19 protein-coding genes are annotated in these 19,819 nt (G+C 69.2%); 6 read left to right on the forward strand and 13 right to left on the reverse strand.

What is annotated here, in order from left to right; translation table 11 throughout:
• Positions 1-16 precede the first annotated feature (16 nt).
• Entirely contained in the window at positions 17-727 is a 711-nt protein-coding gene (locus tag ABTX78_RS05530) for a DUF4232 domain-containing protein (protein WP_352205532.1), read from the reverse strand.
• A 312-nt stretch (positions 728-1,039) separates the two neighbouring features.
• Here ABTX78_RS05530 and ABTX78_RS05535 point away from each other — a divergent pair, with 312 nt between their 5' ends.
• Positions 1,040-2,371: a helix-turn-helix domain-containing protein gene (locus ABTX78_RS05535; RefSeq protein ID WP_352205533.1), complete on the forward strand. Its 1,332-nt coding sequence runs from the start codon at positions 1,040-1,042 to the stop codon at positions 2,369-2,371.
• Positions 2,372-2,396: 25 nt separating this feature from the next.
• On the opposite strand, the gene argS is transcribed toward ABTX78_RS05535, so the two are convergent.
• Positions 2,397-4,157, reverse strand: coding sequence for an arginine--tRNA ligase (gene argS, locus ABTX78_RS05540; protein ID WP_352205534.1), 1,761 nt, complete (start codon positions 4,155-4,157; stop codon positions 2,397-2,399).
• 156 nt (positions 4,158-4,313) lie between these two features.
• On the opposite strand from argS, the gene lysS reads away from it, so the two are divergent.
• Both lysS and ABTX78_RS05550 read left to right on the forward strand, forming a co-directional pair.
• Positions 4,314-6,041 (forward strand): lysine--tRNA ligase, encoded by a 1,728-nt coding sequence (lysS, locus tag ABTX78_RS05545; RefSeq protein WP_352205535.1) that lies wholly within the window; start codon positions 4,314-4,316, stop codon positions 6,039-6,041.
• A gap of 131 nt (positions 6,042-6,172) precedes the next feature.
• Positions 6,173-6,379: a hypothetical protein gene (locus ABTX78_RS05550; protein WP_352205536.1), complete on the forward strand. Its 207-nt coding sequence runs from the start codon at positions 6,173-6,175 to the stop codon at positions 6,377-6,379.
• A 33-nt stretch (positions 6,380-6,412) separates the two neighbouring features.
• On the opposite strand, the gene ABTX78_RS05555 is transcribed toward ABTX78_RS05550, so the two are convergent.
• The 3 genes from ABTX78_RS05555 to ABTX78_RS05565 form a co-directional block, all read right to left on the reverse strand.
• Positions 6,413-7,852: a DUF2637 domain-containing protein gene (locus ABTX78_RS05555; RefSeq protein ID WP_352205537.1), complete on the reverse strand. Its 1,440-nt coding sequence runs from the start codon at positions 7,850-7,852 to the stop codon at positions 6,413-6,415.
• Between the two features lie 151 nt (positions 7,853-8,003).
• Positions 8,004-8,735 carry a DUF3558 family protein gene (locus tag ABTX78_RS05560; protein ID WP_352205538.1) on the reverse strand — a complete coding sequence of 244 codons (732 nt, stop codon included), beginning with the start codon at positions 8,733-8,735 and terminating at the stop codon, positions 8,004-8,006.
• Positions 8,736-8,858: 123 nt separating this feature from the next.
• Complete coding sequence (locus ABTX78_RS05565) at positions 8,859-9,680, reverse strand: DUF3558 domain-containing protein (RefSeq protein WP_352205539.1); 822 nt, start codon at positions 9,678-9,680, stop codon at positions 8,859-8,861.
• 162 nt (positions 9,681-9,842) lie between these two features.
• Between ABTX78_RS05565 and ABTX78_RS05570 the strand changes: the two genes are divergently transcribed.
• The gene (locus ABTX78_RS05570; protein ID WP_352205540.1) at positions 9,843-11,036 is read left to right on the forward strand and encodes an RtcB family protein; all 1,194 of its coding nucleotides are present in this window, start codon (positions 9,843-9,845) and stop codon (positions 11,034-11,036) included.
• Between the two features lie 267 nt (positions 11,037-11,303).
• Here ABTX78_RS05570 and ABTX78_RS05575 read toward each other — a convergent pair whose 3' ends face one another.
• The 6 genes from ABTX78_RS05575 to ABTX78_RS05600 form a co-directional block, all read right to left on the reverse strand.
• Complete coding sequence (locus ABTX78_RS05575) at positions 11,304-12,413, reverse strand: SPFH domain-containing protein (RefSeq protein WP_352205541.1); 1,110 nt, start codon at positions 12,411-12,413, stop codon at positions 11,304-11,306.
• 29 nt (positions 12,414-12,442) lie between these two features.
• Complete coding sequence (locus tag ABTX78_RS05580) at positions 12,443-12,880, reverse strand: NfeD family protein (protein WP_352205542.1); 438 nt, start codon at positions 12,878-12,880, stop codon at positions 12,443-12,445.
• A 494-nt stretch (positions 12,881-13,374) separates the two neighbouring features.
• Complete coding sequence (locus ABTX78_RS05585) at positions 13,375-14,439, reverse strand: TerC family protein (RefSeq protein WP_352205543.1); 1,065 nt, start codon at positions 14,437-14,439, stop codon at positions 13,375-13,377.
• A gap of 272 nt (positions 14,440-14,711) precedes the next feature.
• Positions 14,712-15,311 (reverse strand): TetR/AcrR family transcriptional regulator, encoded by a 600-nt coding sequence (locus ABTX78_RS05590; protein ID WP_352205544.1) that lies wholly within the window; start codon positions 15,309-15,311, stop codon positions 14,712-14,714.
• A gap of 26 nt (positions 15,312-15,337) precedes the next feature.
• Complete coding sequence (locus ABTX78_RS05595) at positions 15,338-16,849, reverse strand: FAD-dependent monooxygenase (protein WP_352205545.1); 1,512 nt, start codon at positions 16,847-16,849, stop codon at positions 15,338-15,340.
• A 326-nt stretch (positions 16,850-17,175) separates the two neighbouring features.
• Positions 17,176-17,604, reverse strand: a complete 429-nt coding sequence (locus ABTX78_RS05600; RefSeq protein WP_352205546.1) for an arsenate reductase ArsC — start codon at positions 17,602-17,604, stop codon at positions 17,176-17,178.
• 173 nt (positions 17,605-17,777) lie between these two features.
• On the opposite strand from ABTX78_RS05600, the gene ABTX78_RS05605 reads away from it, so the two are divergent.
• On the forward strand, positions 17,778-18,092 hold the full coding sequence (locus ABTX78_RS05605) for an ArsR/SmtB family transcription factor (protein ID WP_352205547.1): 315 nt from the start codon (positions 17,778-17,780) through the stop codon (positions 18,090-18,092).
• A 40-nt stretch (positions 18,093-18,132) separates the two neighbouring features.
• Entirely contained in the window at positions 18,133-18,927 is a 795-nt protein-coding gene (locus ABTX78_RS05610; protein ID WP_352205548.1) for an aquaporin, read from the forward strand.
• Positions 18,928-19,002: 75 nt separating this feature from the next.
• Here ABTX78_RS05610 and ABTX78_RS05615 read toward each other — a convergent pair whose 3' ends face one another.
• Together ABTX78_RS05615 and ABTX78_RS05620 are read right to left on the reverse strand one after the other, a co-directional pair.
• A complete protein-coding gene (locus ABTX78_RS05615) occupies positions 19,003-19,368 on the reverse strand; it encodes an ArsR/SmtB family transcription factor (RefSeq protein WP_352205549.1) in 366 nt (121 codons plus the stop codon).
• 181 nt (positions 19,369-19,549) lie between these two features.
• Entirely contained in the window at positions 19,550-19,804 is a 255-nt protein-coding gene (locus ABTX78_RS05620) for a hypothetical protein (protein ID WP_352205550.1), read from the reverse strand.
• Between the last annotated feature and the right edge of the window lie 15 nt (positions 19,805-19,819).

Consider the following 19,819-nt stretch of genomic DNA (forward strand, 5'->3'; position numbering starts at 1 on the left):
TTGTGCTGCTCACGCGTCACCAGGTGAGGGCGTCGTTCATGGAGCGCTGCCAGTAGGTGACGGACGTGGTGGTGTCGATGTACGTGCCGGCCGGGAGAGTGATCTCGGCCGGTGCGGCGTCCGTCGAACCGCCGCCGTCGCGCGGGGCGAAGCTCACGGCCAGCTTCTTGGCCGTGCTGCCGTTCGTGCCGCTGCCGTCGGCCGAGGAGAGCATGATCGACGCATAGGCGGACTCGCCGGGCAGCAGCGTCACGCCGGCCTGCGGACGGCTGTCGTCGTTGATCGCGGTGGCGGACTGTGCCTCGTCGAAGCGCAGCAGCGGCGCGTAGTAGGCGTTGCAGGCCCTGGAGCCGGTGTTCGTCACCGTGAGCAGGCCGTGGTTGATGGGACGGCTGACCTTGCTGTAGGTGATCTTCACGCGGTCGCCGCAGGCGGCTGTGACCGCGTCGCCGGAGTCGCCGCCCTTGCTTGCGCCGCCACCGGTCGTACCGCCGGTGCCGGTGCCGCCCGTTCCGCCGCCGGTGCTGGACGCCGTGGCGCCGCCGCTCGCGGGCTGGTCGGCCGCCGGAGTGGAGGGCGGGGTCGTACCCGGGCCGCCTGTCGTGCTCGTGGAGGGCGAGGACGAGCCGACCGCCGCCTTGCCGTCACCCTGGCAGGCGGTCAGCGAGAGTGCGGCGAGCAGGGCGGTGCCGGCGACGACGGTGGTGCGGGTGCGGAAGTTGCGCATGATGATGGGTGTCTCCCCCGTGCGGTGATGCGTGAAGGCATCAGAGATTTCGGATGACTGCCGTGACGACCGCGATCGACGCGATCACCACGAGCACGGCCGCAGCGTCGACGAACATGCTGCGCAGAGGGGTTCGCATGACTGCTCCCCGGTCGGCTGTGCGGTGTGATCACAGACTGCGGGGACCGCTCCCCGGGCCGCAACGCCGCAGGGACCATTGGGGAAGCCGGAACGCCGACGCGTACTGTGACCTGGGGGTAAGGCCCTTGCCTGGAACGGCATTCCGGGACGGACGAGTGCGATGACGAGGGGATGTACGAGGTGGCGGCGACGCCCGAGGCCGCGGAACTGGCGGCACAGCTCAGGAAACTGAAGGACCGCTCGGGGCGGAGTTACGGAGTCCTCGCCGGCAAGCTCCACGTCAGCACCTCGACGCTCCACCGGTACTGCAACGGCGAAGCGGTACCGAACGAGTTCGCGCCGATCGAGCGGTTCGCCCGGGCGTGCGGGGCCGGTTCCGAGGAACTGGTGGCCGTGCACCGCAAGTGGATCCTCGCGGACGAGGCACGCAGACGGGGGAAGGGGACGCCGGCGGCCTCGGTCGCGGGGGAGGAGCCGAACCGGGTCTTCGAGCCGGAGCCCGAACCGGGCCGGGGGCCCGACACCAGCCCCGCCCGACCCCCGGCTGCCGCCGCGCCGACGGACCCCACCGCGACCACCGACCCCGCCCCGGCCACAGCAACCGACGCCCGCCGCAAGCGCCTTGCCGTCGCCGTCGCAGCTGCCGCCGTCGTCGCGCTCGCCGTCCCGGCCGCCGTCGTCGCGAGTCAGGGAACCGGCTCGGGGAAGGCGGACGACGACCACAAGGGCGCGGCCGGTGCCGTGAACCCCGACGGTCCCGCGTCCCGCTCCGCCTCACCGTCCGCGAGCACCTCGCCGAGCGGCAGCCCCTCCGCGAGCGCGCCCCGGAAGTCCGCGACCCCGTCGGCGCCGGCGCCCCGTGAGCAGACGCCGCAGGATCCCGCCGCGGGCGTACCGGTGCGCGCCGGCGTCAGCTCGTACAACTGGGACTCGCCCTGCGGGCAGTACTACCTGCTCGAACAGAAGCCGGGCGGGGTGCCGCGCCCGCCCTCGCCGCAGGACCACCGCAGCTGGTCCCAGGCGCTCGGCGGTGTCGACGCGGGTGGGATGCGGCTCCAACTGACCGTCACCGGGAAGGCGCAGGAAGCCGTCGTCCTGAACGCCGTGCATGTGCGGGTGGTCGCGCGCAACGCGCCGCTTCCGTGGCAGGTGTACTCGATGGGCGAAGGCTGCGGCAGCGGTGTCACCCCGCAGACGTTCGCCGTAGACCTGGACAAGACCCGTCCGATCGTGCGGCCCGTCGCCGGACAGCAGGGCGACACGGTCGTGCCCGCCAAGGACTTCCCGTACAAGGTCTCCGCGAACGACCCGCAGGTGCTCGACTTCGACATCCGGACGAAGGCCCACGACGTGAGCTGGTACCTGGAGGTCGACTGGAGCAGCGGTGACCGCCGCGGGACCGTACGCGTCGACGACGGCGGTGAGCCGTTCCGGGCGAGCGCGCTGGAGGGACGGCCGATGTACGACTACTGGCCGGAGAAGAGCGAGTGGAAGGCTCGCTGACTCCGGCCAGTGGGTCCTGCGTCGGTCAGAGGCGCTCGGGGGTGCGAATGCCCAGCAGCGCCATGCCCTGGTGCAGCGTGCGGGCGGTCAGGTCGGCGATGAACAGCCGGTTCTCCGCGACCTCCCGCGGCGGCGCGGGCTTGACCACCGGGCACTGGTCGTAGAACGTCGTGAACAGCGACGACAACTGGTAGAGGTACGCGGCCAGCTTGTGCGGTTCGAAGGACGCGGCCGCCTCCGCGACCGTCTCGCCGAACCGGTCCAGGTGCAGGCCGAGCGCCCGCTCGGCCGGCGCCAGTTCCAGCTCCGGGTGCGCGACCGGCTCGATGCCGCCGGCCTTGCCGAAGATCGACTTGATCCGGGCGTGCGCGTACTGGATGTAGACGCTGGTGTCGCCGTTCAGCGACACCATCTGGTCCAGGTCGAACTTGTAGTCCCGCGAAGCGGACGTCGACAGGTCGGCGTACTTCACCGCGCCGATGCCCACCTGGGCACCACGCTCGGCGATCTCCTCCTCGGTGAGGTCCTTGGCCTTCTCCCGCACCACCGCGGTCGCCCGGTCCACCGCCTCGTCCAGCAGGTCCACCAGCCGGACCGTCTCGCCCTCACGGGTCTTGAACGGCTTGCCGTCCTTGCCGAGCACCGTGCCGAAGGCCAGCTGCACCGCGTCGACCTTGTCGTTCAGCCAGCCGGCCCGGCGCGCGGTCTCGAAGACCATCTTGAAGTGCAGGGACTGCCGGGCGTCGACCACGTAGAGCAGCGTGTCCGCTGCCAGGTTCTGCACCCGGTCGCGGATCGCGGAGAGGTCGGTAGCCGCGTAGCCGTAGCCGCCGTTCGACTTCTTGACGATCAGCGGGGTCGGATTGCCGTCCGGGCCCTTCACATCGTCGAAGAAGACGCAGAGCGCGCCCTCGGAGCGGACGGCGACGCCCGACTCCTCCAGCAGCCGGCAGGTCTCGTCGAGCATGTCGTTGTAGCCCGACTCGCCGACCACGTCGGGGTCGTTGATCTCCATGTCGAGCTTGCTGAAGACCGAGTAGAAGTAGATCTTCGACTCGTCGACGAACTTCTGCCACAGCGCGAGGGTCTCCTCGTCGCCCGACTGGAGCGCCACGACCCGGTCCCGTGAGCGGGCCTTGAACTCCTCGTCGGAGTCGAAGACCGCACGCGAGGCCTTGTAGAGCCGGTTGAGGCTCGACATGGCCTCCTCGCCGGAGACCTCGCCGCCCTGGTGGTCCAGCTCGTGCGGGTGCTCGATCAGATACTGGATGAGCATGCCGAACTGGGTGCCCCAGTCGCCGATGTGGTGACGCCGGATCACCGTCTCGCCGGTGAACTCCAGGATCTCGACCATCGCGGCGCCGATCACGGCGGACCGCAGATGGCCGACGTGCATCTCCTTGGCCACGTTCGGCTGGGCGTAATCGATCACCGTGGTGCCGGCGTTCGCGGAGTGCGGCACACCGAGCCGGTCGTCGGCGGCGCGGGCCGCGAGCGCCCGCACGATCGCCTCGTCGGTGACCGTGATGTTCAGGAAGCCGGGTCCGGAGACCTCGATCTCCTTCAGCACGTCGTTGTCGGCGATCGCCGCGACGACCTTGTCGGCCAGCTCGCGCGGGTTGCCCTTGAGCTTCTTGGCGAGCGCCAGGATGCCGTTGGCCTGGAAGTCGGCCCGGTCGCTACGGCGCAGCATGGGGTCGGCGGAACCGGCCTCCGGCAGTGAAGCCGAGAGGGCGTCCGCGATGCGCTGCTGCACGGTCGAAGCGAGGGAAGGGACCGAGGCCATGAGCTTCCGTTCCTGGGGTCGAGGTCTATATCGATTGTCAAGTGTCCCATGGGCGGGCAACCTCTTTGTCCTACGTGGTCGGGGCGGGAGCGGGCAACCGCAGGCGGGTCGATCCGTCTGGGACAATGGCCTCGCCAAGCTTCGAGAAAGAAGGACGTGCCGACAGTGGCTCAGAGCAGCACCGAGACCGACTGGGTCTCCCGTTTCGCGGACGATGTCATCGCAGATTCGGAGCGGCGTGCGCCTGGGAAACCGGTTGTCGTCGCGTCCGGTCTCTCCCCCTCCGGCCCCATTCACCTGGGCAATCTCCGTGAGGTCATGACCCCGCACCTGGTCGCCGACGAGATCCGGCGCAGGGGTTACGAGGTCCGGCACCTGATCTCCTGGGACGACTACGACCGCTTCCGCAAGGTGCCGAACGGCGTCGAGGGCGTGGACGCCGGCTGGGCCGAGCACATCGGCCGCCCGCTGACGTCCGTGCCCGCCCCGAAGGGTTCGCCGTACGCGACCTGGGCCGAGCACTTCAAGGCCGCCATGGAGGCGTCGCTGGCCGAGCTGGGCGTCGAGTACGACGGCATCAGCCAGACCGAGCAGTACACCTCGGGCGTCTACCGCGAGCAGGTGCTGCACGCGATGAAGCACCGCGGTGACATCGACGCGATCCTCGCGCAGTACCGGACGAAGAAGGCCCCGCCGAAGAAGGGCCAGAAGCCGGTCGACGAGGCCGAGCTGGAGGCCGCCGAGGGCTCCGGCGCCGCGGCCGAGGACGACGGCACGAGCTCGGCCGGGTACTTCCCGTACAAGCCCTACTGCGGAGGCTGCAACAAGGACCTGACCACGGTCACGGCGTACGACGACGAGACCACCGAGCTGACGTACCAGTGCTCCGCGTGCGGCTTCTCGGAGACGGTCCGGCTGAACGAGTTCAACCGCGGCAAGCTGGTCTGGAAGGTCGACTGGCCGATGCGCTGGGCCTACGAAGGAGTGATCTTCGAGCCCAGCGGTGTCGACCACTCGTCGCCCGGTTCCTCGTTCCAGGTCGGCGGGCAGATCGTCGGGATCTTCGGCGGCGAGCAGCCGATCGGGCCGATGTACGCGTTCGTCGGGATCTCCGGCATGGCGAAGATGTCGTCGTCGCGGGGCGGTGTGCCGACCCCGGCCGACGCGCTGAAGATCATGGAGGCTCCGCTGCTGCGCTGGCTGTACGCCCGCCGGCGGCCGAACCAGTCCTTCAAGATCGCCTTCGACCAGGAGATCCAGCGGCTGTACGACGAGTGGGACAAGCTCGAGTCCAAGGTCGCCGACGGCAGCGCCCTGCCGGCGGACGTGGCCGCGCACTCCCGCGCCGCCCGTACGGCCGCCGGTGACCTGCCGCGCACCCCGCGGCCGCTGCCGTACCGGACGCTGGCCTCCGTCGTCGACATCACCGCGGGCCACGACGAGCAGACCGTCCGCATCCTCAGCGACCTGGACCCGGCGAACCCGCTGTCCTCGCTCGACGAGGTGCGCCCGAGGCTGGACCGCGCCGAGAACTGGATCTCCACCCAGGTCCCGGCCGAGGCGCGGACCGTCGTGCGCTCCGAGCCCGACGTCGAGTTGCTCGGCTCCCTCGACGACGAGGGCCGCGAGTCGCTGCGCCTGCTGCTGGAGGGGCTGGACTCGCACTGGTCGCTGGACGGGCTCACCACGCTCGTCTACGGCGTGCCGAAGGTGATGGCGGGCCTGGCGCCGGACGCCAAGCCGACGCCGGAGCTGAAGACCGCGCAGCGGTCCTTCTTCGCCCTGCTGTACCGGCTGCTGGTGAGCCGGGAGACCGGCCCGCGGCTGCCGACGCTGCTGCTGGCGGTCGGCGCGGACCGGGTGCGCAAACTGCTCGGCGCGTAGTCGTCGCACACGGAGGGCCGTTTCGCGCAGCGCGCGGGGCGGCCCTCCGGTTGTGTCTGCATCCTTCGGCCTACCGGCGGTTCCGCCGTGCGCACGATGTGCCGGACCCCGCGGCCGGAGAGCGTGGAGTCATGAAGAACGAGACCATCGCGATCATCGGCTGGATCACCGCCGTGCAGGGCGCCCTCGGCGCGGGTGGCCGCCTCTACGGGGACGGGCCCTGGGGCCTGCTCCACCCGTGGTGGGACATCCCCACCGCCGGCTATGTCGTCCTCTTCGCCGTGGGCGCGGTCATCGCGCTCGTGGGCGAGACGGGACGCAAGCGCGCCAAGGCGTGAAGCGGGGCCGGGGGCGGGACAAGGTCCCCCGTCTCAGGCGATGTGCTCGGCCTCGAGGTCGGCCTGGAAGCGCTTCTTGAACTCGGGCATCAGCTGGCGCAGCAGCGCCGCGCTGCGCGGGTGCCGGATGCCGTGGGCGTCCGAGAGATGTATGTCGAGCTGCTCGGTGCTCGGCCAGTCGCTGTGCTCCTTCACATACGACTCGAACACCGGATAGGCCGCCTCGCGGAAGTCCGCGGCGTCGGCCGGCTGCTCGGCCGCCCCCCCGTCCGGCCGCGCCTGCTCCTGCGGCTGGCTCTCGGACCGCGGGCCGGGGACGACACCACCGAGCGGGCGGGTGCGGTTGGGGCCCGCCGGGACCCGTACGGCACTGGACTCCAGGCCCTCGGCGGACGGCGGCGTGAAGCCGTTGTCGTACGCCTCCTGGTAGGCCTCCTGCGGCACCTGGGGAGCCGCGAACCACGGGCTCTCATGGCCGGCTGCCTGCGCCTGCTCCGGGTACTGGCCCGGGGCCTGCTCCTGGTACTGCGGGTACTGCTGCGGGCCGCGCTGCTGCGCGGGACCGTACGGGCCGGGCTCGGCGTACTGCTCGTACTGCTCGTGCTCGTACGGCTCGTTCTCGTACTGTTCCTGCGAGGGCTCCGGGTACTGCTCGTGCTCCTCGGGCCACTCCTGCGCGGGCGGCAGCTCCGGCTGCGCCGTGCCACGCGCCTGCCGAGCGGGCTGGGGTTCCAGCTGCGCCTGCGGCTGGAGATCGGGCTGGGGCGACGGGGGCAGGAGCGCCGGTTCGATGCCGGCGGCGGCGAGTCCGGCCGGGGCCGTCTCGGCGAGCGGCACACCGTACTTGGCGAGGCGCAGCGGCATCATCGACTCGACCGGGGCCTTGCGCCGCCAGGAGCGTCCGTAGCGGGCCTGGAGCCGCGCCTGGTAGATCAGCCGGTCCTGCTCCAGCTTGATGACCTGCTCGTAACTGCGCAGCTCCCACAGCTTCATGCGGCGCCACAGCTTGAACGTGGGGATCGGGGAGAGCAGCCAGCGCGTGATGCGCACGCCCTCCATGTGCTTGTCGGCCGTGATGTCCGCGATCCGGCCCACCGCGTGGCGGGCGGCCTCGACGGAGACGACGAACAGCACCGGGATCACCGCGTGCATGCCCACGCCCAGCGGGTCCGGCCAGGAGGCCGCGCCGTTGAACGCGATCGTGGCCACGGTGAGCAGCCATGCGGTCTGGCGGAGCATCGGGAAGGGGATGCGCAGCCAGGTCAGCAGAAGGTCGAGCGCGAGCAGCACACAGATGCCCGCGTCGATGCCGATGGGGAAGACGACGGCGAAGTCGCCGAAGCCCTTGCGCTCGGCGAGTTCGCGCACGGCCGCGTACGAACCCGCGAAACCGATCGCGGCAATGATCACCGCGCCACTCACCACGAGCGCGATGAGTATGCGGTGCGTGCGTGTCAGCTGCATCGCGGCCACCCGCGATCCCCTCCCGTGTCAGTGACGCATGTGCCCTCCGAGGGGGCACAGCCTGGCACATGCCGGCGGAGTCCGCGCTCGCGGGGAGCGGCGGACTCCGCCAACAGGCCGTGGCCTGAACCTACTTGCCGAAAGTCACATGTTCGCAGCGTTACTTGTTCGCCGCGGTCACGGAGGCCACGGCCTCCTTGGCCGCCGTGATGGCGCCCTCCATCAGGTCGGCCGCGGCCGGCGGCTCGGCGCCCGCGTAGCCCGTGCCGTTGTAGGTCAGCGTGATCACGACGTTGTCCGTGCGGGTCACGATGGTGGCGTAGGTGAAGTCCTCGTCGGTCTTCTTCAGTTCGTAACCGATCGCCTTCGCGTCCTCGCCGACACCGGCCGCGGGAGAGGTCCGCAGGTTCTTCGCGCCCTGCGCGGCCTGGGCCTTGGCGACTTCCTTGGCGAAGTTGTCCTCGGCCCGCTTCTGGCCGCTGACGCCCAGGGACGACTCCGACTCGTAGCGCAGGAAGGAGACATCGAGCCAGCGGTACTGCGAGCCCTTGACGCCCTTGTCCTCCAGGCCGTTCCAGGAGCAGCTGCCGCGCGTGGTGGTGTCCGAGGTCTTGCCGGCCGTGCCGTTCTTCGTCTTCGTCTCCGGGACCAGCGTCTCGATCGTCTTCGCGGTGACCGCGTCGCAGGCGTCGGGGAGCTTGGCGAACTTCGCCGGCTCGATGTTCTGCGGCTTCGGCGCGGCCGTGGGGTCCTGGGAACTCGCGGCGGCCGGCTTGTCGGCGCCCGACTCCTTCTTGCCGTCGGAGTCCGACGAGCAACCGGCGACGACGAGCATCACCGGGACGGCTGCACAGGCGAGAATGCGGGTGAGTCGCGAGGCTGAACGGTGCATGGTTCCTTCACTCGATAGTCGTACGGTCACTCCGGTCGGCGAGGCCACGGTACGCGGACACGGCACGGCCGCGTGTGTGTCCCGGGATACGTATGCCGTCGCCCGACCGGTCCCGCACGGGCCTCAGGCGCTGAACTGCTCCACCAGGTTCCGGGCGAGACTCTGCGCCTTTTCCTGCAGTTCCTTGCTGTCGGGGACCTCGGTCGTACGCGCCGGCTGCTCCCGGTACACGATGGTCACGATCACGTTGGATGTGCGGAACACCACGCTCACGGTCCGCCGCTGGGCGGTGGATCCGGCGCCCGCGGGGTTCAGGACGTCGTCCAGGAAGGCCGCGTCGCCGAGGCTGTCGAGGACCCGGGGCTCCAGCCCCTCGGGGGTGGCCGACGGATCGTTCGTCCCGGTGCTCGCGCCCGGCGAGGGACTGTCGCTCGGGGACGCGGTCCCGGAGGGGGTGCCGGCCGGCGGCGAGGCCTGGCCCTTCTCGTCGCGCGGGTCCTCGGCGACCGGCAACGAGGCGCCGGCCTGCTTCTTCGCGAACACCTCCTGCGCCCGGTCGTCGTCGCTCACCGAGGTGTCGTACGACACCACACGCTCGAAGTCGAGGCTCAGGGAGTGCGAGGCATCGGGGGAGTCGGCCTTCCAGTTGCAGCCGACACGGCGGTCGGTGTCATAGGTCACGGCCGCCGTGCCGCGGAGGATGCGCTGCTGCTGCTCGTCGGGGAGCTCGGCGGTGCCGGGCAGCAGGTCCTTGAGCGTGCCGCGCTCGACGGAGCCGCACGGTTCGAGCAGCGTGCGGTACTTGCCGGGCTCCGCGACGGACTGCGTGCCCTCGCCGGCCTTGGAGTCCGTGGCCGAGCCGTCGCCGCCGTCCCCGGCACTGCAGCCTGCGACCAGCACCGCGAGCAGCGCCGCAAGGCTGGGCACGTACGCCTTTCGTTGCACGGTTCCCAGGCTCCCTTCGAACGAAAAGCTGTTGTCGCGCGCACGCGACCGATGGACACAATGTGTATCGCACGCACTGCCGTGCATGCCGGTCCGGCGAGTCTTTCGCGGGCATTGGCGAGGCTTTTGCGTTTCATGCAATTTCGGGGGAATTGAGGAGTCATGTCGTATGTAGAGATGCCGGGTGCGCAGGTCCCCATCCGGATGTGGACGGACCCCGCCTCGGTCGAGGACGTCGCGATGCAGCAGCTGCGCAATGTGGCCACGCTGCCGTGGATCAAGGGCCTCGCCGTCATGCCGGACGTCCACTACGGCAAGGGCGCGACGGTGGGCTCCGTCATCGCGATGCACGGAGCGGTCTGCCCGGCGGCGGTCGGCGTCGACATCGGCTGCGGCATGTCCGCGGTGAAGACGTCTCTGACGGCGAACGACCTGCCCGGTGACCTCTCACGACTGCGCTCGAAGATCGAGCAGGCGATTCCGGTCGGCCGGGGTATGCACGACGACCCGGTGGACCCGGGCCGCGTGTTCGGCTTCCCGACGGGCGGCTGGGACGACTTCTGGACCCGGTTCGATTTCGTGGCGGACGACGTCAAGTTCCGGCGTGAGCGCGCGACGAAGCAGATGGGAACCCTGGGCAGCGGAAACCACTTCGTGGAGTTCTGCCTGGACGAGTCGGGCGCGGTGTGGCTGATGCTGCACTCGGGCTCGCGGAACATCGGCAAGGAGCTCGCGGAGTACCACATGGGCCAGGCCCAGAAGCTGCCGCACAACCAGGGCCTGATCGACCGGGACCTCGCGGTCTTCATCGCGGACACGCCGCAGATGGGGGCGTACCGGAACGACCTCTTCTGGGCGCAGGAGTACGCGAAGTACAACCGCGCGATCATGATGGGCCTCTTCCAGGAAGTGGTCCGCAAGGAGTTCCGCAAGGCGAAGGTCACCTTCGACCCGGTCATCTCCTGCCACCACAACTACGTGGCGGAGGAGCGGTACGAGGGCATGGACCTGCTGGTCACCCGCAAGGGAGCGATCCGGGCGGGCAGCGGGGACTTCGGCATCATCCCGGGCTCGATGGGCACGGGCTCGTACATCGTGAAGGGCCTGGGCAACGAGAAGTCGTTCAACTCGGCGTCGCACGGCGCGGGTCGGCGGATGAGCCGCAACGCGGCGAAGAAGCGCTTCTCGACGAAGGACCTGGAGGAGCAGACGCGGGGCGTGGAGTGCCGTAAGGACTCGGGCGTCGTGGACGAGATCCCGGGGGCGTACAAGCCGATCGAGAAGGTGATCGACCAGCAGAGGGATCTGGTGAAGGTCGTGGCGAAGCTGAAGCAGGTCATCTGCGTGAAGGGGTGAGGGGCGGCACGCCACCTGAACGAGGGCCCCGGGCTCAAGGAGTCCGGGGTCTTCGGTGTCGGTGCTCCGCTGTCGGTGCTTCGCCGGCCGGCCGGGAACGGGCGGCTCGGACCGGAAAGCCTCGGTCCAACCCTGAAGGGCTGTGCACGCGGCGCTCCGGCAACCATGTCGGTGCTGTGCGTTGCCGTTCAGACCTCGGGCGGTCGGCCCCGCCACCACCGGTTCTGTAGGGCTTTCGTCCTCAGGGGCGTTGACACACTGACGGTCTCAGTCGCCGGACGCCTGCCCCCGGCGCGGGACCTGGGTCGACATCGCAGCCTCGGCCTCCGCCTTGGCGTCGCTCACCGCGGCGGCGGCCTGCTTCTCGGCCTCGTCAGCGGCTGTGGCGGCGTCGAGCGAAACCGTCGAGCCCGCATCGAGCTCCGGAACCCGGCTTCCGTGCGGCGTCTCAGCGTCGGCGGTGGCTGTCTCCTCGGATTGCACAGGTCTGGCAGGAGGACCCGCCGTCGACTGATCACCGAACGCACTGGTGACGGTCCGGACTGCCTCGGTCAGCTCCCCAGGGATCACCCAGAACGTGTTGTTGTCGCTGCTCGCCAGGTGCGGGAGTGTCTCGAGGTACTTGTAGGCCAGTACCTTCGGGTCGGCGTTGTTGCGATGCACGGCCTGGAAGACGAGTTCCACGGCCTTCGCCTCGCCGTCCGCCCGCAAGATCATGGCTTGTTGCGTGCCCTGTGCCTCCAGGATGTCCTTCTGCTTCGTGCCTTCCGCGGTAAGGATCTTGGCTTGCCGCTCTCCCTCGGCGTGCAGGATGGCCGCGCGCTTGTCACGCTCGGCCCGCATCTGCTTCTCCATCGCTTCCTTGATGGTGTGCGGTGGATCGATGGCCTTGATCTCCACACGGTTGACGCGTATGCCCCACTTGCCGGTGGCGTCGTCGAGGACCGCGCGGAGCCGGGAGTTGATCTCCTCTCGCGAGGTGAGCGTCTCCTCCAGGTCCATGCTGCCGATGACGTTGCGCAGCGTGGTGACGGTGAGCTGATCGATCGCCTGCAGGTAGTCGGCGACCTCGTAGGCCGCCGCCCGTGGGTCCGTGATCTGGTAATAGAGCACCGTGTCGATGTTCACCACGAGGTTGTCCTCGGTGATCACCGGCCTGGGGTCGGACGAATACACCTGCTCACGCACGTCGAGTTTGGTGTTGACGCGGTCCGCGACCGGAAGGACCAGGTTCAGCCCGGGTTGCAGCGTCCGGCGATATCGACCGAACCGCTCGATGTTGTAGCGACGCGCCTGCGGGACGATCCGTACAGCGGAGGCCACGAAGAACACGACAACGATGGCCGCCACGAGAATGGGGATGACAACCGGGTCCACAGTGCCTCCGTTGCTGTCCGTTCAGTCGTTCATGGCAGGAGCGCGCGGGGGTAGACGATGGCCGTGGCGCCTTCGATCTCCATGACATCCACCAGCGCCCCCGCCGGGATCACGAGACTCTCGTCGAGGGCTCGGGCAGACCACTCTTCGCCGGAGAGTTTGATCAGGCCCCGAGTCGCGGTGACCTCCTGTATGACCTCGGCCCGCTTGCCGATCAGCGCATCGCTGCCTTCGCGTGAGAGGGGCTGTTGTGCCATGTGCCGTAGCGCGACGGGGCGCACGATGAGGAGACCCGCTGCCGTTGCTGCTCCGAAGGCAACGAGCTGGCCGAGAAAGCCGATGCCCACACCAGCTACCACCGCGGCAACCAGCGCAGCGCCCGCGAGCAACCCGAAGACCAGTGTCAGGGTGAAAAACTCCGCGACGCCGAGCGCCGCGGCCGTGAACAGCCAAACGAACCACGGCATCGAATCGCCCTCCTGTTGGGGCCTTCTCCACCAAGCTACCTCCAGTGGTGCCGGGCAGAACAGGCGCGGAGACAGGGTTCGTGACGCTGAGGTGTTCCTCAATGGGCAGTGTGTGGACAGCTGAGTGCACAGTACGTCGGCGCGCCAAGAGCGAGCGACAAAGGGGCCGTAGGCAGTTCGACCACGGCGCCTCTGTCGGGCTCTCGGCGACGCCATCCGTCACCGCGGCCCGGAGGTGATCTCAGCGCCCACGGGAGCGATTGCCGGGCTCCTCCCGCCCCGCCAACTGCTCGCGGCAGTCAGGTTTACGGCAGGGATCCGGACCCCACACGGGTACGTAGACCCCCAGCGTCTTGTGCCGTCGTTTGACGACCATCTGCAGAGGCTGCTTGCACACCGGGCACACCAGCATCCCCTGAGGGCCAGTTTCATGCTGGGTTTTGCTCATTCTTTAATAATAGATTACCCGGCCTATGAACGCGACGGATGCGCGGTCAGTCATCGTCCAGCCTCTCCGAGCCGCCCTGTTCACGCTCAGGGGGCGAAGAGCCGACCGGGCCTGGGCTCTCGGCATCGGCGTCCGAGCGCGGTGCCGAGTCCTCCTGCGCGGCGGGAGCGGATTGGGGTGGGACGGGTCGCCGCAGACTGAGTACGACGGATACGGCCAGCACGACGACGATGACCGCGAGACTGATCGGCGAGGGAACTTCGGGAACGCTCGGGCTGATCATCTTGTGGGCTGCCTGGAGAACCAGCTTGACGCCGATGAACCCGAGGATGACCGCGAGCCCGACGCTCAGGTAGTGGAAGCGGTCGAGCAGGCCCGCGAGCAGGAAGAACAGGGCGCGCAGGCCCAGGATGGCGAAGGCGTTGCTGGTGTAGACGATGAAGAGGTCGTCGCTGACGGCGAGTACGGCGGGGACGCTGTCGACAGCGAAGATCAGGTCGGCCGCCTCGATCGCGGCGACCACCGCGAGCAGCGGAGTGGCCACCCGTTTGCCGGCCTCTTTGACGAAGAACTTCATGCCCGCGTACTCGTCACGCACAGGAACGACTTTGCGGAGCATCCGCAGGGCGAAGCTCTTGCCGGGGTCGAAGCCTTCCTCGTCGCCCTTGATCAGCTTGTAGGAGCTGTAGAAAAGCACCGCCGCGAACGCGAAGAGCACGGCGGTGAAGCGGCTGACCACCGCGACACCGAGCGTGAGAAAGATCCCGCGGAAGACGAGGGCGCCCATCACGCCGAAGAACAGGACGCGGTGCTGGTAGGCGCGGGGCACTTTGAAGTAGGCGAAGATCACCGCGAAGACGAAGAGATTGTCCACGGACAGGCTCTTCTCCAGCAGCCACGCGGTGGTGTACTCGGTGCCGGCCGTCGTGCCGAGGACAAGGAAGACAACCGCTCCGAACACCAGAGCAAGCCCTACCCACAGGGCGCTCCAGGCGGCAGCTTCCTTGAAGCCGATGACGTGTGCGGCACGGTGGGCGAGCAGGTCGATCGCCAGCGACACCACCACCGTCGTGGCAAACGTCGCCCACAACCAGAGCGGCACTTCCAGCACGCCGGTCACCCCCTCCGCGTCTTCCAGGAGCAGGCCCTCATACAGGAGTCTCCGGCATACCACCGCACCGGGCGACTTCAGGAAACGCAGCGGGATCCAAGCAACCGCCACGCCATGCGGGAGATGCCATCTCTCGGACCGTGAGCGGAGCTGGGCATTCTCAGCGCGCCCGTTATCGCATCCTTCGGTGGCGTGAGGGGCTGCGAGCCCCTGATTCCAGGGGTCGTTGACGCGATCTCTGTCCGGAACAGAGGTTCTGCTGTGCGGTCGGGTCAGTTGCCGTCGGGGTCGCGCAGAGCGAGGAAAGCCTGGTCGACGAGGTCCGGCAGTTCTCTGGCCCCCTCGCTCTCGACCCACAGGGTCAGTGCCGTCGTCAGGGCCGCGAGGGCGGCGCCCGCGAGGACCCGGACGGCCAGGTCGCTCTGGCCGCGTCGCCGGCCGCCGAGGGCGTCGGCGAACAGTTGCTGGGTGGCGTACTGGTTCTCCCAGGCCCGCGCCCGCAGGGCCGGAGTGGTGAGAACGAGCCGGGTGCGGGTGAGCAGGGCTTCCCCGTCCGCGGCGTAGACGGCGCGCAAGCCCTCGCCGAGAGCGTGGTGGAGAGCGGTCAGGCAGTCCTCGTGTGGCGGGCGGGAGCCGATGAGATCGACGATCATCGGGTCGTAGTCGTCGGATTCGACCACGGCTTCCTTGGTGGGGAAGTGCCGGAAGAAGGTCATGTGCGACACGCCGGCCTCTGCGGCGATCTGCTCCACGGTCGTTCCGTCGTACCCGTTCTCCAGGAAGAGCCGCAGCGCCACCTCCTGGATCGTCCGCCTCGTCTGTGCCTTCTTGCGCTCACGCAGGCTCGTCGGCGCGGTCGGGGACGTGGTCATGGACGTCTTCCTTCGATCGGAGAAGGTCAGCGGGCACCGCCGCGTTCGAGTATGCGGGTCAGGGTCAGGTCGAGGTCCGCAGGGGAGCTCCCTCTCCACGCGAGGTGGCCGTCGGGTCGGACAAGCATGGCCGGAGCGGGGAGGCGAGACGCGGTCAGCGAAACGGCGGCGCCCTCTCCGAGGCGGCGGCCCACCACCGTCATGTGGCCGGCGGCGTCGGGGGCCATGACGAGGAGCGCCCAGGCCGGGCCCAGTTCGCTGTGGAGGCGTGTCCGGAGTCCGTCCTCGCGCACGCAGTCCAGGTCAGGAACGCGATCGCCCACCCTCAGGCCCCGGCCGGGGAGAGCCCGGCCTGCGAGCGGTCCTCGGCGGTAGGTCACTTTCAACTGTGACGACTTCTCCCACAGCGCCCGTTGCACCGAGGGCCGGTTCATCAGTGGAACGAACAGGTGGTTGCGCAGAACGCGTGCGATACGGGTGTCACCCACGACCAGGCGGGTCATGGCGCTGGTGGAGGCAAGCACCTCCTCGGCGATGGGGCGGCGCTCCGCCTCGTAGGTGTCCAGGAGCGACTGCGCTGCTCGGCCCTCGGCCACCAGCGCCAACTTCCACGCGAGGTTCTCTGCGTCGCCGAGCCCCGTGTTCAGGCCCTGGCCGCCGAACGGACTGTGGATGTGCGCCGCGTCACCGGCCAGTAGGACATGGCCTTGACGGTAGGTCGAGGCAAGGCGGCGATGGATCCGGAATGTTGAGGTCCACAGGCTTTCGGCCACCGCGACGCCCGCGATGCCGGAATGCGCCCTCAGCGCCTCCATCAGGACGTCCTGCACCTCTGCCGGGTGGACATCATCCTGGGAATCCGCGGGCGCGGGCGCCATGAGCCGCCACACATCGTCTCCGGGCAGCGGAAAGACACCCACCATCCTGTCGCCGCGCAGCCATACGCAGACCGTGTCGCGGGGCAAAGGCAGCCGCGCCCGCACATCCGCGAGGAGGAAGCGCTCGATGACGGGCACGCCGGGGAATCCGATCCCGGCGGCTTTCCGTACGCGGCTGTGTGCGCCATCGCAGCCCAGCAGCCAGCGGGCGCGCTCCGACCGGCCGTCGGCGAAGCCGACGTTCACGCCATCCGCGTCCTGCCGGACAGAGGTGAGTTCGCGCCGCCATTCCACCTCCGTGCCGAGCTCGACGAAGCGTCGGCGGAGCCGAGCTTCCACCTCGGCCTGGGAAATGATCAGCCCTGGCCTGGTCACGAGCTTGGTCCTCCGGCCCACCTGGAGCCGGGCGACCGGCTTCCCGTCGACGTACGTCACCACCTGGCCGATGGCCACGCCCCGCACGGGGAGATCGTCGAGTGCTCCGAGCCGGTCGAGCACCTCGATTCCACGCGGCTGCAGCCCCAGCGCACGAGAGGTCGGGGACGGGCCCGGTGCCCCGTCGATGACTCTGACTGCAAGCCCTGCCGCGCGCAGCGCGCAGGCCGTGGCGAGACCGGTCGGCCCGGCCCCGGCCACCAGGACGGTGGTTTCTTCCTGCACCGGAGCTCCAGAGGTTATCGAGTAACTTTTGTTACACGCTAACGTCACTCTCCGGCGGTGACAACAGCACGGGCGAGCCCACGTGCCACGCCGTGTGCGGCAGAGAAGGGCGGCAACCGGTCACGGCGGCAGTCGACCGCCACCGGGCTCGAGTCCACAGACGGCCGGTCGAGCAGACCGCAGCGACCGGTCCCCCGACAGCGCGCATCCTGGTGGTCACAGGTCACAGGTCACAGGTCACAGGTCCGAACCGGGCAGTGGTGGGGGGCCGGGGTCCATGGCGATGACGTTGCGCACGGCGAAGCCGACGGCGACCGCCGCGTCGGTCACGGAGGTCCGGCGTCCTGCTTCGCGTCGATCTCTGCGACGAGGCCGTCGATGAGTCCCCTGATCTCGTCCCGGATGGGACGGACGGCGTCGACACCCTGGCCGGCCGGGTCCTCCAGGACCCAGTCCAGGTACTTCTTGCCGGGGAAGTACGGGCAGGCGTCGCCGCAGCCCATGGTGATGACGTAGTCGGACGCCTGGACGGCCTCGGTGGTCAGCACCTTCGGCTTCTGGTCGGAGATGTCGATGCCCAGCTCGGCCATGGCGGCCACGGCAGCCGGGTTGACCTGGTCACCGGGCAGGGAGCCGGCGGAGCGGACCTCGACCCGGTCGCCGGCGAGGTGGCGCAGGAACCCTGCCGCCATCTGGGAGCGGCCCGCGTTGTGGACACAGACGAAGAGGACTGAGGCGGCAGGAGCGAAGGACATGAGTTCTTCCCAGGGGTTGAGACAAACTGCGGTGGGGATGTGGTGGCTCAGGCCCCAGCGGTCAGGCGTTCGTCCGGCAGGAAGGACGATGCGGACGTAGGCATGGCGTTCCAGGAGCCGGTACGGTCGGCCCGGACTGGTGTCAGCCCCAGCTGATGTGAAAGTATCAGTCCATGATGATGTCAGTCGACACTGATCTGATCCGGGTTCTGGCCGACCCTCTCCGGCTTCGGATCGTGACCCTTCTCGCCCGGGAAACGCTCTGCACCACCCATCTCGTCGAGGAGACGGGGGCCAGGCAGACGAACCTCTCCAACCACCTGAAGGTGCTCCGCGAGGCCGGGGTCGTGGAGACGGAACCCTGCGGACGGTTCACCTACTACCGCCTGCGCCCGGACGTCATCGACGCGCTCGCCGGTCAGTTCGCCGACCTCGCCCGGACCGCGCGTGCCACTTCCGACGCGAACCTCAAGCGGTCCTGCCCCTAGCCTTCCGCGCCCAGCCTCACCTGCCCCGGGAGTACCTGCCTTGACCGCCACCGAGCCCATCGGCACCGCCCGCACTGCGGAGTCCGTGCCGGCCATCGACGTGCCTCAGCCCGCACCCGGCGCCACACCGCCGCGCACTCCGATGATTTCCCGTGCTGCCGCGGAACTCGTGGGCACCGCAGCCCTCGTCGCGATAGTCGTCGGCTCCGGCATTCAGGCCACCAACCTGACGGAGGACGTGGGACTTCAGCTGCTCGCCAATTCCACGGCCACCGTGTTCGGACTCGGCGTGCTGATCGCGCTGCTCGGTCCCGTCTCGGGCGCGCACTTCAACCCGGCGGTGACACTCGCGGAGTGGTGGACGGCCCGTCGCGGCGGAGCCGGCGTCAACGCCCGCGAGGTGGCGGTGTACGTGCCGTCGCAGATCGTGGGCGCGGTCGTGGGCGCCGTCCTGGCGGACGCCATGTTCGGTGAGCCGCTGGTGAAGTGGTCCACACACGACCGCTCGGCCGGGAATCTGCTCCTCGGCGAAGTCGTCGCCACCGCCGGTCTGATCCTGCTGATCTTCGGCCTGGCCCGCACCGACCGGCTCCGCTTCGCCCCGGTTGCCGTCGCCTCCTACATCGGCGCGGCTTACTGGTTCACCTCCTCCACGTCCTTCGCGAATCCGGCCGTGACGATCGGCCGGGCGTTCACCGACACCTTCGCGGGCATCGCCCCGGCTTCCGTTCCGGCGTTCGTCGCCGCGCAGCTCGTCGGCGCGGCAGCGGGACTTGCCCTGGTGGCGGTCGTCTTCATGCGCGGCAAGCCGGACGCCGGTACGCCTTCGGCGTGACGCGACTAGCTGGGTGAAGGCGAGCGAAGGCGGGCCGGGGGTGGCGATCCGGGCTGACGGCAGAGGCCCGGACGCTCAGGTGCGCAGGTCCAGCATGGCCGCCATACCCGCGACCACGGACGGGGCCACCCGGTAGTAGACCCACGTCCCGCGACGTTCGGACGTGAGGAGCCCTGCCTCGCGCAGCTTCTTCAGGTGATGCGAAACGGTCGGCTGCGAGACGCCCACGTCCGAGATGTCGCAGACGCACGCTTCTCCGCCCGCGTAGGAAGCGATGCGCGAGAACAAGCGCAGCCGCACCGGGTCGGAGAGTGCCTTGAACATGGCCGCCATCTTCTCCGCGTCGGCCTGGGACAACTCCCCTGCGGTGAGCGGCGGGCAGCACGGCACGGCGTCCTCGGCGTCCAGGAGGGTCAGCTCCGCATTCTGAGACTTCGACATATGCCTATGTTCACACTCGTCGAAGCAAGTGCCAAGCTCCAGCGGCCTCGACCGGATCACCGTGCCGAGCAAGACCGTCAAGGACTCGAACGAACCCATCGCCCTGGGAAAGAAGGACCCCGGCGAGTTCACCGTCGTCCGGGAAACTCCGGCGTTCCGTCACGTCGGCGCGTTACCTCCGTCAGCGGCTCTGGGCCACCGTGAACGCGACGAGGAGTCCGGCCAGTCCCGCCCAGACGATTCCTTCGCCGCCGGCGTGCAGCCATGCCGGCGCTCCCAGGGCCACGGCGGTGATGGCTCCGGCCGAGACCGCGTGGGGGTCGGCGGGGAACATCCACTGCCGCCGGCCGCTGCCGGGCTCTTTGCGTTCGGCGAGAGCGGTTCGCACGACCAGGGCCGCGACGACGATCGCCACGGCCAAGAGGGTCGCTCCCACGTCTGCTCCCGGTGC

The sequence above is a fragment of the Streptomyces sp. NPDC096193 genome (assembly GCF_040302905.1).
Lineage (GTDB): Bacteria > Actinomycetota > Actinomycetes > Streptomycetales > Streptomycetaceae > Streptomyces.

Excerpts from the sequence above, each read along its gene's own strand:
- ABTX78_RS05600 (WP_352205546.1), bottom strand. The coding sequence starts at position 17,604 with ATGTCCTTCGCTCCTGCCGCCTCAGTCCTCTTCGTCTGTGTCCACAAC.
- ABTX78_RS05590 (WP_352205544.1), bottom strand. The coding sequence starts at position 15,311 with ATGACCACGTCCCCGACCGCGCCGACGAGCCTGCGTGAGCGCAAGAAG.
- argS (WP_352205534.1), bottom strand. The coding sequence starts at position 4,157 with ATGGCCTCGGTCCCTTCCCTCGCTTCGACCGTGCAGCAGCGCATCGCG.
- ABTX78_RS05580 (WP_352205542.1), bottom strand. The coding sequence starts at position 12,880 with ATGCCGTGGTTCGTTTGGCTGTTCACGGCCGCGGCGCTCGGCGTCGCG.
- ABTX78_RS05560 (WP_352205538.1), bottom strand. The coding sequence starts at position 8,735 with ATGCACCGTTCAGCCTCGCGACTCACCCGCATTCTCGCCTGTGCAGCC.
- ABTX78_RS05570 (WP_352205540.1), top strand. The coding sequence starts at position 9,843 with ATGTCGTATGTAGAGATGCCGGGTGCGCAGGTCCCCATCCGGATGTGG.
- ABTX78_RS05535 (WP_352205533.1), top strand. The coding sequence starts at position 1,040 with ATGTACGAGGTGGCGGCGACGCCCGAGGCCGCGGAACTGGCGGCACAG.
- ABTX78_RS05530 (WP_352205532.1), bottom strand. The coding sequence starts at position 727 with ATGCGCAACTTCCGCACCCGCACCACCGTCGTCGCCGGCACCGCCCTG.
- ABTX78_RS05605 (WP_352205547.1), top strand. The coding sequence starts at position 17,778 with ATGATGATGTCAGTCGACACTGATCTGATCCGGGTTCTGGCCGACCCT.
- ABTX78_RS05615 (WP_352205549.1), bottom strand. The coding sequence starts at position 19,368 with ATGTCGAAGTCTCAGAATGCGGAGCTGACCCTCCTGGACGCCGAGGAC.
- ABTX78_RS05550 (WP_352205536.1), top strand. The coding sequence starts at position 6,173 with ATGAAGAACGAGACCATCGCGATCATCGGCTGGATCACCGCCGTGCAG.